The following is an 11,139-nucleotide window of genomic DNA, read 5'->3' on the forward strand; positions in this document are numbered from 1 at the left end:
GGCGGCCGCAGCCGCAGCGCGGACCGTCGGGGCGTACCAGGATGTGCCCGATCTCCCCGGCGGCGCCGTGCGCGCCGACGGCGGCCGACCCGTCGACCACGTGGGCGGCGGCGATGCCGGTGCCGATCGCGACGAAGAGCACGTGGCCGCCGTCCCGCCCGGCGCCGAGCCGGGCCTCGGCCAGGCCGCCCACCCGCACGTCGTGGCCGAGCGCCGTGGGCAGGCCGAGCCGCTCCCACGCCAGGTCCCGCAGGGGTACGTCCCGGAAGCCCACGTTCGCCGACCAGACGGCGACCCCGCGGGCCTCGTCGACCACCCCGGGCACGGCGATGCCGCAGGCCACCGGGGTGAGGCCGTCGGCGCGGGCCTTGCCGGCCAGCCCCTCGGCCACGTCGAGGATCGTTCCGACCACCGCCTCGGGGCCGCGCGCCGCGTCGGTGGCGTGCCGCTCGGCGTGCACGGTGGCGCCGTCCGGCCGGACCAGGGCGCACTTCATCCCGGTGCCGCCCACGTCCAGCGCGACGACGACCTCGTCGCCTGGGCTCATGCGAGCACCACGGAGCGGGTCAGGTGCCGGGGCGCGTCGGGGTCGAGACCGCGGCTGGTGGCCAGCGCCACGGCGAAGCGCTGGGCGATGATCAGGTCGGCCATCGGGTCGACCGGGTTGCGCCCGGCGGCCCAGCTGGTCAGCACCGTGTGGCAGCCGTGCGTGCGACTGTGCACGAAGGCGGCGCCGGTGGCGGCCACGTCCTCCGGCAGTCCCTCCGGGATTCCGCCGAACGCCCAGACCAGCCGGCCCGGGGCGGCGATCGAGATGGGGCCGTGCCGGTAGTCCATGGCCGGGTACGCCTCGGCCCAGAAGGTGGCCGCCTCGCGGCACTTCAGCGCGGCCTCCTGGGCCAGCCCGACGGTCCAGCCGCGGCCGAGGAAGGTGACCTGCTCGATGGTGGCCGGGTCGATCGGCAGCGGGGCACGGACGGCCACCTCGGCGTCGGCGGCCAGCCGGCCCAGGTCCTCGCCGAGGTGGGCGCGGAGCAGCGCGAGCGCGGTGGTGGCGAAGCGGGTCTGCACCACCGAGCGCTCGTCGGCGAAGGGCAGGGGCACCGCCGCGTCGGCCAGCTCGACGGCCGGCGAGGCCGGGTCGCCGACCAGGACCGTGGTGGGCACCTGCCCGCGCAGCGCGGCGAGCAGGTCCAGCACCTCGGTGGTGGTGCCGGAGCGGGTGATCGCGATGAGCCGGTCGTAGCGGCGGCCGGTGGGGAACTCGCTGGCCTGGAAGGCATCGGTCTCGCCCTGGCCGGCGCGCTCGCGCAGCCCGGCGTACGCGGCCGCCATGAACCACGACGTGCCGCACCCCACGACGGCGACCCGCTCGCCGGGGCGCGGCAGGCGGTCGGCGACGGTCGGGGCGAGCCGCGCCGCCTCCCGCCAGCAGTCGGGCTGGCTCGCGATCTCCGCGTGCACGTACGCCATGACAACTCCTAGCCAGGGGAGACCTTGCGCAATACGGCGCGATATGGCCGCCTTTCGCGCGTCATTCTGCGCGATTCGGGGTGGCCGTGGCAACCGGCTCCCAGATCGCGCAGGACAGGTTTTTGCGCCTCGGCAGTTTCGCGCACTACTGTGCACGCAATCAATCACCGTTCGTGCAGAGTCAGTGGAGGCCCCGCGGTGGACCGCTACGCCCGATGGAACGCGCTGCTCGAGATGCTGACCGACAGCGGCCGGGTCAGCGTCGAAGAGGCGGCCGAGCGCCTGGATGTCTCCCAGGCCACCATCCGGCGTGACTTCGACCAGCTCGCCCAGCAGCAGATGATCACGCGCACCCGGGGCGGCGCGGTCGCCAACGGCGTCTCCTACGACCTGCCGCTGCGCTACAAGACGGCCAAGCACTCGGCCGAGAAGCAGCGGATCGGCGCGGCCGCCGCCGCGCTGGTCTCGCCCGGCACCGTGGTCGGCCTGAACGGCGGCACCACCAGCACCGAGGTGGCCCGGGCGCTGGCCGTCCGCCCCGACCTGAACACCAGCGCCGAGGGCGCCCAGCTCACCGTCGTCACCAACGCCCTGAACATCGCCAACGAGCTGCTGGTGCGCTCGCGGATGAAGGTGGTGGTGGCCGGCGGCGTGGTCCGGCCCAAGTCGTTCGAGCTGGTCGGCCCGCTGGGCGGGGCGCTGCTGCGCGAGGTGACGCTCGACGTGGCGCTGCTCGGCGTGGACGCCATCGACCCGCAGCTCGGCGCCGCCGCTCACCACGAGGGCGAGGCCGCCATGAACAGCCTCATGGTGGCCCGGGCCAAGCGGGTCGTGGTCATCGCCGACTCGTCCAAGCTGGGCGGACACGCCTTCGCCCGGATCTGCCCGGTGGACCGGATCGAGACGCTGGTGACCGACTCCGGCGCGTCCCCCGCCGTGGTGCAGGCGTTCCGCGACGCGGGCGTGCACGTGGTCTGCGCCTGACGCGGCTGCCCGGCGCGCCTGACCCCGAATCCGGGAAAACCCCGATGCATACCGGGTATTGTCTCCGGCTGCATACCGCGTATGGTGTCCGCTGTCACCAACTCATCGGGGGAGGTCAGCTTGTCGGCTGTCCTGGAGATCGAAGGTCTCCGCAAGACGTACCGGAGCCGGAAACGCGGGGTCCGCCACGCGCTCGACGGCTTCGACATGCGGGTCGAGGCGGGCCAGGTGCACGGCTTTCTCGGCCCGAACGGCTCGGGCAAGACCACCACCCTGCGGACGCTGCTCGGGCTGATCCGGCCCAACGGCGGCCGGATGGCCATCCTGGGCCAGGAGCTGCCGCAGGCGCTGCCCGCGGTCGCCGGCCAGGTCGGGGCCATCGTGGAGAGCCCGCAGTTCTTCCCGCACTTCTCCGCCCGGGACACCCTCGGGCTGCTCGCCCAGGCCGGTGAGCTGCCCCGCCAGCGGGTCGACGAGGTGCTGGAGCTGGTCGGGCTGCGCGACCGGGCCGGGGAGCGGGTGAAGGCCTACTCGCTCGGCATGAAGCAGCGGCTGGCGGTCGCCTCCGCGCTGCTCAAGAACCCGAGGCTGCTGATCCTGGACGAGCCGGCCAACGGCCTCGACCCGGGCGGCATCCGGGAGATGCGCGGGCTGATGCGCGACCTCGCCGCCGCCGGGATGACCGTCGTGCTCTCCAGCCACATCCTCGGCGAGATCCAGCTCATCTGCGACTCGGTCACCATCATCTCGCTGGGCCGGCGGGTCGCGTTCGGACCGGTCGACGAGGTGCTCGCCGCGCACTCGCAGAGCGCCGTGCGGGTCCGCCTGGAGGCGGTCACCGACCTGCCGCAGGCCGCCGAGACGCTGACCCGGGCCGGGATCCGGGTCGCCGCCGAGCCCGACCACCTGATGCTCGCCGGCGTCGACAAGCCGGCCGCGGTCAGCCGGGTCCTCGCCGAACAGGGCCTCTACGTCAGCGAGCTGACGCCCGTCGCGGTCGACCTGGAGAGCGTCTTCCTCGAACTGACCGCCACCGCGCCGGTTCCCGGCCAGCACCGGCAGGTCGACCAGTCCATGAAGGTCGGTGAGCCGGGCAGCGGCGCCACCACGGGAGGTTGGGGCGCATGAGCCTGTACGTCACCGAACTGCGCCGGCTCGGCAAGCGCCGGCTCACCCGGCTGCTGCTGGTGCTGCTCCTGCTCGGCCTGGCCACGGTGGCCACCGCGTTCAGCTTCTCCAGCCACCAGCTCTCCAAGGAGGTGGTGGCGGCCGCCCAGGTCGAGTCCGACGCCCAGTACCAGCGGGCGGTGGAGGACTGGAAGAAGACGATCGCCGACTGCGACGCCGCCAAGGCCCGCGGCGACCAGAACACCGAGGACCGCTACGGCCCGAACTGCGGCCGGGACTGGCAGCCGCAGCCGGACATGTTCGACCCGAAGTGGAACCTGCCCTACCAGTTCGACTTCCGGGCCGAGTTCCCCATGTTCATCGCGGTCTTCGCCGGGGCGGTCGCGCTCTTCGCCTTCATCGTCGGCGCCTCCTACGTCGGCGCCGAGTGGAGCACCGGCGGGATGATGAACCTGCTGCTCTGGCGGCCGAAACGGCTCGCCGTGCTGGGTACCAAGCTGGCCGCGCTGCTCACCACGGTGCTCGGGGTGAGCCTGGTGCTCGGCGCCTTCTGGACCCTCGCCTTCTGGCTCATCGGCCGCTACCGGGGGACCACCGCCAAGGTGACCGCCGGGGTGTGGCGTTCCATCGGCCTGGACGGGTTGCGGGCGGTCGGGCTCATCCTGCTCGTCGGCGCGGTCGCCTTCGCGCTCGCCTCGCTGGGGCGGCACACCGCGATGGCGCTCGGCGCGGCCGTGGCGGTCTTCGCGATCAGCGAGATCGGCATCCGGATCGCGGTGAACGTGCTCGCCGTTCCGTTCGGCGACCGGTACGTCCTCTCCACGTACGCCCAGTCGTGGTTCATGAAGCAGGTGGAACTCTTCGACTACGACACCTGCCAGTTCGCCAAGGGCGCGTGCGAACCGGCCAAGCTGGTGGTCACCTGGCAGCAGTCGGCGCTGGTGCTCGGGGTCGGCGCCGCCGCGGTGCTGATCGGCGCGTTCTGGTCGATGCGCCGGCGCGACATCTCCTGACCGGACCTCGCGTCCGATGCGGGCCGGGCGGACCCTGGTTACGCTGGGGTCCCCCCGGCCGGCACCGTCGCGCCGGTCGCCTGTTCTCGTGAGGAGCGCCATGCCCGCCGACGCCACGGAGCGGGCCGTCACCGACGACCGGCCCGAGCCGTCCGGGACCGCCGACGTCGCGCGCCGGGAGGCCGGCGTCACCGTTCCGCCACCCCGCTCCGCCCCCGCGGTCGAGGCCGCGCCGCCCGACGACGGGCCGGCGGTGGCGGCTCCGGCCGCGGAGCCCGAGGAGACCGACGGGCTGACCGAGCGGGAGCGGCGCATCCTCGCCTTCGAGCAGCAGTGGTGGAAGCACGCGGGCGCCAAGGAACAGGCCATCCGGGACACCTTCGGGCTCTCCGCGACCCGCTACTACCAACTGCTCAACGCGCTGCTCGACCAGCCGGCCGCGCTCGCCGCCGAGCCCGTGCTGGTCGGCCGGCTGCGCCGGTTGCGCTCGTCCCGGGCCCGGAACCGGCGGCGCTGACCGGCCGCGCCTCCCCCGAGTCCGCCCGCCCCGGCATGGCCTCCGGCGCTACGGGTAGGCGGCGGGCGGCGACGGAGGGAGCAGACGGATGGGGGCACCAGATCGCCGGTACCCGACCGGCAGCCGGCCGGCCCGGCCGGTCGGGACGGCGCCGATGATGCGGGTCCGTTCCGCCTCTGATCCGGCACCCGGGCGGCTGGAGAACGAGGACGTGGTGTTCCGGTTCGGCCCGCTGGTCGGCGTCCTCGACGGGGCGACCGTGCCGGAGGGCTTCGACACCGGCTGCGTGCACGGGCCGGCCTGGTATGTCCGGCACCTGGCCGCCCGGATCGGCCTGGCCGTCGCGGCCCGCCCGGCGGCGACGCTGATGAGCAGCCTGGCGGCGGCGATCCTGGCAGTGCGGGCGGACCACGGCGGCGGGTGCGACCTGGACCACCCGGGCACCCCGTCCTCCACCGTCTGCCTGCTCCGCGAGGGCGGCGACCAGGTGGACTACCTGGTGCTCTGCGACAGCCCGCTGGTGCTCGACACCGGGGACCGGGTCGGCGTGGTCTCCGACGACCGGCTGGACGCGGCGCTGGCGGACCTGCGCCGGACCGCCGCCGCGCTCCCCGACGGGGATGTCGACCCGGTGACCCGGTTTCGCCGTGCGGTGACCGTGCAGCGGACCCGGATGAACCGGACCCACGGCTACTGGGCGGCCGCCACCGACCCGGACGCGGCCTACCACGCGGTGACCGGGACGCTGCCGCTGCGCGGGCCGGGGGCGTTGCGGCGGGCAGCGCTGCTCAGCGACGGCGCCTCCTGCGCGGTCGACCAGTTCGGCCTCTTCGACTGGGGCGGCCTGCTCGACGTGACGGTGGCCGAGGGTCCGGAAGGGCTGGTCGAGCGGGTCCGGGCGGCCGAGCGGGACCACCCGGACCGGTTGCGCCGGCGCAAGCGCACCGACGACGCCTCGGTGGTGCTCTGCGAGTTCGGTCCGGCGGAGTGAGCACCCTCACCGCCAGAACCGACCGGTCGGCTGACAACGCAGCGTGAGGCGGAACTCCCGGGGGGTACGACCGGCCGACCCCCTCCGCCGGACCGGCAGTCCGGGCCCAAAGGGGTGGACTTGGGCCGGTACGACCGGCAGACTGCGGCTCGTGACGGGTGCGGTACGACTGGAGCCGGTGGACGAGCGGAACCTGGAGCCGTTGCTCTCCGTAGCGGCTGCCGAGGCGGAGCCTGAGGACGTCATGCCCCCGGTGGAGGCCCCGGCCGGTTGGTCGCTGGCCCGCCGGGAGGCCTTCCGCGAGTTCCACCGGGCGAGCTTCAGCGGGCTGGACGGGCCGACCCGTACCCTCATGTACGCGATCGTGGCCGGCGGCGAGGTGGTCGGCATGGTCCGGATGACCCGCTGCGAGGAGCCGGGGACGGTGGAGACCGGGATGTGGCTCGGCCGCTCGGCGCGCGGCCAGGGGCTCGGTGCGGCGGCCCTGCGGGAGTTGCTCCACGCCGCCGCGGCGGCCGGCATGCACACGGTCGTGGCGGAGACGACACCGGACAACCAGGGCGCCGTCTCGGTTCTTCGTAAATGCGGCGCGGAATTGCGCGAGAAGGACGGCAAGCTGCGCGCGGAAATGTGTCTGGATTCGGCCCTGCCGACGCATTGACTTGTTGTTTTCCGTCCGGCAGGTTCTGACTTTCCCCTGCTGGACTGTGTTCTTCTGACCGTTATGCGTGATCCCTGCCTCTCCCGAGCCGTCTATCCAATTCGACGGTGAGAGGCGTCTCAGCGAATTCGCTGAAATGTTTTGCGGGTGAGGGGACGGGTACTGCCCGCCGGGTCCGCTGATACGGGACGCCGGTCGCAGGCCCAATTCCCGCTGATCCCCGGTAGCTGCTCTTCCGGGCCTGCGCCACGCACGAGGTGTCCGCTTCCGCCGGGGAGCGAAGGAGAACTGATGAAGAGCGGAGCACGGGTGGCGCTGGCGGTGGGCTTCGGCTACCTCCTCGGGCGCCGGAAGAAGATGCGTACCGCGCTTACCCTGGCCGCCGCCGTCGCGGCCGGGCGGGCCAGCCAGCGCCCGGGCGGCCTGAAGCAGCTCGGCACGGACCTGTTGAATGTCCCCCAGCTCGGCGGCCTCGGCAAGCTGGGCGCACCGCTGGCCACGGCCGGCAAGGCCGCGGCGACCGCGGCCGCGGGCAGCGGCATCGACGCGCTCAGCGGCAAGCTGCGCGGCAGCGCCGACGCGCTGCGCCGGAAGTCCGGCGGCGGCCAGTCCGACGCCGGCCGGCCGGACGAGGAGCCGGCGGACGACGAGCGCTCGGCCCCCGACGAGGAGGCGGAGCTCGACGAGCAGCCCGAGGCTGAGGACGACGCCGACCGGGGCCGGCGCCCGGCTGTCGCGCGACGGCAGCGGGGGCGGTGACCATGGCGACCAGCAACCTCACGGACAAGGCCCGGGACCAGCTCGGCGGCGAGCTGCGCAACCTCGCCTCGGCCATCGGTGAGCGGGCGATGCACGTGGTCACCGAGCGGATCACCGGCGCCACCGGGCGGCTCAGCGAGTACGCCAAGCAGGGCGGCGGGCCCGGCCTGGTCGCCGCCGCCACCGGCGCCCAGAAGCTCGCCGAGGGCCACTCCCCGGTCAAGGCCATGTTCCATGCCGGCCTGGCCGGCGGTAAGGAGAAGTTGATGTCGGCGTTCGGCGGCGGCAAGGGTGGCAAGGGCGGCGGCAAGAAGCTCAAGGTCACCAACATCGTCGAGACGATCGAGGTCGGCGTGCCGGTCCGGGTCGCGTACAACCAGTGGACCCAGTTCGGCGACTTCCCGAGCTTCATGAAGAAGGTCGAGCAGGCGGACCGCGACTCGGACGAGAGGATGACCTGGAAGGCGCAGGTCTTCTGGTCGCACCGGACCTGGGAGTCGACCATCGTCCGGCAGATCCCCGACCGGCTCATCCACTGGCGGTCCAAGGGCGAGAAGGGCTCGGTCGACGGCACCGTCAGCTTCCACGAGGTCGGCCCCGAGCTGACGAAGATCCTGGTGGTGCTGGAGTACCACCCGCAGGGCCTCTTCGAGCACACCGGCAACCTGTGGCGCGCCCAGGGCCGCCGGGTCCGGCTGGAGCTGAAGCACTTCGTCCGGCACGTGATGACCCAGACCGTGCTCGACCCCGACTCGGTCGAGGGCTGGCGCGGCGAGATCGAGGACTCCCAGGTGGTCAAGGACCACGAGACCGCGCTCCGCGAGGAGCAGGAGGCCCGCGAGGAGCAGCAGGGCCGCGAGGAGCAGCAGGGCCGGGCGGAACAGCGGGGCCGCGAGGAGCAGCGGGGCCGCGCCGAGGAACCCGAGGAAGAGCCCGAGGAAGCCGAGGAGGAGCCCGAGGAGGAGCGCCGGCCCGCCGGTCGCGGCCGCCGCCGGCCACCGCCGCCGCGTCGCCGTCCCACCCCCGACGAGGAGGAGTACGCGGACTACGACGAGGGCGACGACTTCGACGACGACGAGTACGCCGAGGAGCCCGAGGAGGAGGAGCCGCCGCGCCGCCGCGCGCCCGAGCGGGCCCGCCGCCCCCAGCCCCGCGAGGAGCGGGAGGCGCGCCCCGAGCGTCCGCGCCCGGTCCGCCGGGCTCCCGAGACACCGCGACGGCCGGTGGTGCGCCGCCGGCGAGAGGAGCGTGAGGAATGACCGTGGCCACCACGACAGGTCAACCGGGCAGCGCCCTGGAGCGCACCAGCGGCGGCGGCGGGGGCACCCTCGCCGACGTCGTGGAGACCGTGCTGGACAAGGGCGTGGTGATCGACGCCCAGGTGTCGGTCGCCGTGGTCGGCATCCAGCTCCTGGAGATCAACGCGCGGATCGTGATCGCCAGCGTCGAGACGTACCTCCGGTTCGCCGAGGCGGTCGACCGGCTGAGCATCGTGCCGAAGGGCCAGAAGGGCCTGCCGGACCTGGCCGGCGCCGCCACCAAGGGCAAGGCCGTTTCCGGGCTCGGCAAGGCGGCCCAGGAGATCAGCGGCGCGGTGGCGGACTCGCTCCGGGACCGCGGACCGGAGCGGGAGCGGGAGCGGGAGCGGCCCCGCCGGCGGCGGGACGAGGAGCGCTGACATGGCCCAGGAGAACGCATTGTTCATCTACGGCATCGTGCCGTCCGACGTGGAGCCGACCCCCGAGGCCGAGGGGGTCGGCTCCCCGCCCGGCGAGGTGACCGCGGTCCGGCACGGCGAGCTGGCCGCGCTGGTCAGCGAGGTCGGGCTGGAGGAGCCGCTGGGCCGGCCGGCCGACCTGACCGCGTACGAGCGGCTGCTGGACGGGACGGCGGTGGTCGCCCCGGTGCTGCCGGTCCGGTTCGGCACCGTGGTGACCGGCGCGGACGCGGTCGAGGACCTGCTCGCCGCGCACCACGACCGGTTCGCCGCCGCCCTCGACGAGTTCGAGGACCGGCTCCAGTACACCGTGCACGGCCGCTTCGACGAGCAGGAGTTCATCAGCGGGTTCCTGGCGGAGAACGCCACCGCCGCGGCCCTCGCCGACGAGGTGCGCGGCCGGCCGGAGATGGAGAGCCGGGAGCAGCGGATCCGGCTCGGCGAGATGATCAGCCAGGCGGTCGAGCTGCGCCGGGAGGCGGAGAACCGCGACCTGATCGACGCGGTGGGCCCGTACGCGGCGGCGGACGCCGCCCTCCCGCCCAGCCACGAGCTGGACGCGGTGCGCGTCTCCTTCCTGGTGGCGGGCGACGGGGAGGACGAGTTCGTCCGGGCGGTCGAGGACTTCGCCGAGCAGCGGCGGGACCTGATCCGGATGCGCCTGATCGGCCCGCTCGCCCCGTACGACTTCGTCAGCGCGCACCAGCTGGTGGAGTGAGCCGTGGACATCCTCTGGACGCTGCTGACCCTGCCGTACGCGCCGGTGCGCGGGCTCACCGCGCTGGTCAAGGTGGTGGCGCGGGAGGCGGAGTCCCAGCAGTACAACCCGGTCAACATCCGGCGCGAGCTGGAGGAGCTGGACCGGGCCGCGGCGGCCGGGGACATCACGCCGGAGGAGCGGGACCGGGGGCAGCAGCAGGTGCTGGACCGGCTCACCAGGCCGGCCGCCGGGGCGGACCGTACCCCGGCGCGGCGCAACGGTGCGCCCCGGCGGCCGGCGCCCGCCCGAAGGGGGACCGGCGACCGTCGCGGTGAGCCGCGTCGCGGACGAGGGGGAGGACGATGACGGCACGGATCCGGGGCGACGGCGACCGCGAGCGGTGGCGCGACCGGGGCGGTCGGGCCGAGGAGCGGTACATCGACGAGGAGGACGAGGAGGCGGTCAGCGCGGCCGAGGCGGCCCGGGAGGGGCTGCGCCAGATCGTCGCGCTGACCGGCCGGGATCCGCTCGGGATCACCTCGATCCAGCCGACCGACGACGGCTGGCTCATCGGGGTGGAGGTGGTCGAGGACCACCGCATCCCGGCGTCGACCGACCTGCTCGGCCTCTACGAGGTCGAGCTGGACATGACCGGCAGCCTGCTCGGCTACCGGCGGACGCGCCGCTACCAGCGCGGCAAGGGGGACTGAGATGACCATTGGGCGGGCTCCGTCGGTGGTGCAGAACTCCGGTCAGGTGCTGCCGGCCGGCCACGAGCCGGCGAACCTCGGCGACATCCTGGAACGGGTCCTCGACCGGGGCATCGTGATCGCCGGTGACATCCGGGTCAGCCTGCTCGACATCGAGCTGCTGACGCTGAAGCTGCGGCTGGTCATCGCCTCGGTGGACACCGCACGGCAGATCGGCATCGACTGGTGGGAGCACGACCCGTGGCTCAGCTCCCGGGCCCGCCCGCCGGTCGAGCCCGGCCCGCGCGACCCGGAGGAGGTCGAGGCGTCCCGCCGGCCGCGGGTGGCCGCCCGGGCCGAGCGGGACGCGAGGGAGGGCTGGCATGACCAAGACCTCTGACCCCGCCCCCGACACCGCGACCGCCGTCTGGCTGCACGGCGTGGTCGCCGGGACGGCCACGCCCGCCGGGCTCCCCGGCATCGCCGGCACGCCGGTCCGGGCCGTGG

14 protein-coding genes and 1 pseudogene are annotated in these 11,139 nt (G+C 74.0%); 13 read left to right on the forward strand and 2 right to left on the reverse strand.

All coding sequences use genetic code 11. The features are described 5' to 3' along the window. Both B0E53_RS26975 and B0E53_RS26980 read right to left on the reverse strand, forming a co-directional pair. A partial coding sequence (locus B0E53_RS26975) for an ROK family protein (protein WP_146167782.1) occupies positions 1-547 on the reverse strand: 547 nt, incomplete at its 3' end. After that, positions 544-1,473, reverse strand: coding sequence for a sugar isomerase (locus B0E53_RS26980; RefSeq protein WP_107078596.1), 930 nt, complete (start codon positions 1,471-1,473; stop codon positions 544-546). The genes B0E53_RS26980 and B0E53_RS26975, both read right to left, overlap by 4 nt. A gap of 198 nt (positions 1,474-1,671) precedes the next feature. Between B0E53_RS26980 and B0E53_RS26985 the strand changes: the two genes are divergently transcribed. From B0E53_RS26985 to B0E53_RS27045, 13 genes and pseudogenes are all read left to right on the forward strand, one after another. Continuing rightward, on the forward strand, positions 1,672-2,457 hold the full coding sequence (locus B0E53_RS26985; protein WP_091322195.1) for a DeoR/GlpR family DNA-binding transcription regulator: 786 nt from the start codon (positions 1,672-1,674) through the stop codon (positions 2,455-2,457). A gap of 120 nt (positions 2,458-2,577) precedes the next feature. Next, the gene (locus tag B0E53_RS26990) at positions 2,578-3,585 is read left to right on the forward strand and encodes an ATP-binding cassette domain-containing protein (RefSeq protein WP_107078608.1); all 1,008 of its coding nucleotides are present in this window, start codon (positions 2,578-2,580) and stop codon (positions 3,583-3,585) included. Beyond that, entirely contained in the window at positions 3,582-4,598 is a 1,017-nt protein-coding gene (locus tag B0E53_RS26995; protein WP_107078597.1) for an ABC transporter permease subunit, read from the forward strand. The genes B0E53_RS26990 and B0E53_RS26995 overlap by 4 nt, the downstream gene beginning before the upstream one ends. Positions 4,599-4,698: 100 nt before the next feature. Next, a complete protein-coding gene (locus B0E53_RS27000; RefSeq protein ID WP_107078598.1) occupies positions 4,699-5,115 on the forward strand; it encodes a DUF3263 domain-containing protein in 417 nt (138 codons plus the stop codon). 88 nt (positions 5,116-5,203) lie between these two features. Further along, positions 5,204-6,106 (forward strand): hypothetical protein, encoded by a 903-nt coding sequence (locus B0E53_RS27005; RefSeq protein ID WP_107078599.1) that lies wholly within the window; start codon positions 5,204-5,206, stop codon positions 6,104-6,106. A 151-nt stretch (positions 6,107-6,257) separates the two neighbouring features. After that, positions 6,258-6,767, forward strand: coding sequence for a GNAT family N-acetyltransferase (locus B0E53_RS27010; RefSeq protein ID WP_107078600.1), 510 nt, complete (start codon positions 6,258-6,260; stop codon positions 6,765-6,767). A 291-nt stretch (positions 6,768-7,058) separates the two neighbouring features. Beyond that, positions 7,059-7,526: a hypothetical protein gene (locus tag B0E53_RS27015; RefSeq protein ID WP_107078601.1), complete on the forward strand. Its 468-nt coding sequence runs from the start codon at positions 7,059-7,061 to the stop codon at positions 7,524-7,526. Positions 7,527-7,528: 2 nt separating this feature from the next. Continuing rightward, positions 7,529-8,785 (forward strand): SRPBCC family protein, encoded by a 1,257-nt coding sequence (locus tag B0E53_RS27020; RefSeq protein ID WP_107078602.1) that lies wholly within the window; start codon positions 7,529-7,531, stop codon positions 8,783-8,785. Next, positions 8,782-9,003: pseudogene (gene gvpJ, locus B0E53_RS40450) on the forward strand (gas vesicle protein GvpJ); the annotation flags it as partial. The gene B0E53_RS27020 and the pseudogene gvpJ, both read left to right, overlap by 4 nt. A gap of 202 nt (positions 9,004-9,205) precedes the next feature. Next, positions 9,206-9,961 carry a GvpL/GvpF family gas vesicle protein gene (locus B0E53_RS27030; protein WP_107078604.1) on the forward strand — a complete coding sequence of 252 codons (756 nt, stop codon included), beginning with the start codon at positions 9,206-9,208 and terminating at the stop codon, positions 9,959-9,961. A gap of 3 nt (positions 9,962-9,964) precedes the next feature. Then, on the forward strand, positions 9,965-10,309 hold the full coding sequence (locus B0E53_RS27035) for a gas vesicle protein GvpG (protein WP_107078605.1): 345 nt from the start codon (positions 9,965-9,967) through the stop codon (positions 10,307-10,309). After that, positions 10,306-10,653 carry a gas vesicle protein gene (locus tag B0E53_RS27040; protein WP_107078606.1) on the forward strand — a complete coding sequence of 116 codons (348 nt, stop codon included), beginning with the start codon at positions 10,306-10,308 and terminating at the stop codon, positions 10,651-10,653. Before B0E53_RS27035 ends, B0E53_RS27040 begins: the two co-directional genes overlap by 4 nt. A 1-nt stretch (position 10,654) precedes the next feature. After that, the gene (locus B0E53_RS27045; protein WP_107078607.1) at positions 10,655-11,032 is read left to right on the forward strand and encodes a gas vesicle protein; all 378 of its coding nucleotides are present in this window, start codon (positions 10,655-10,657) and stop codon (positions 11,030-11,032) included. The last annotated feature ends 107 nt before the right edge of the window (positions 11,033-11,139 follow it).

This window comes from Micromonospora sp. MH33, assembly GCF_003013775.1.
GTDB lineage: Bacteria > Actinomycetota > Actinomycetes > Mycobacteriales > Micromonosporaceae > Micromonospora > Micromonospora fulviviridis.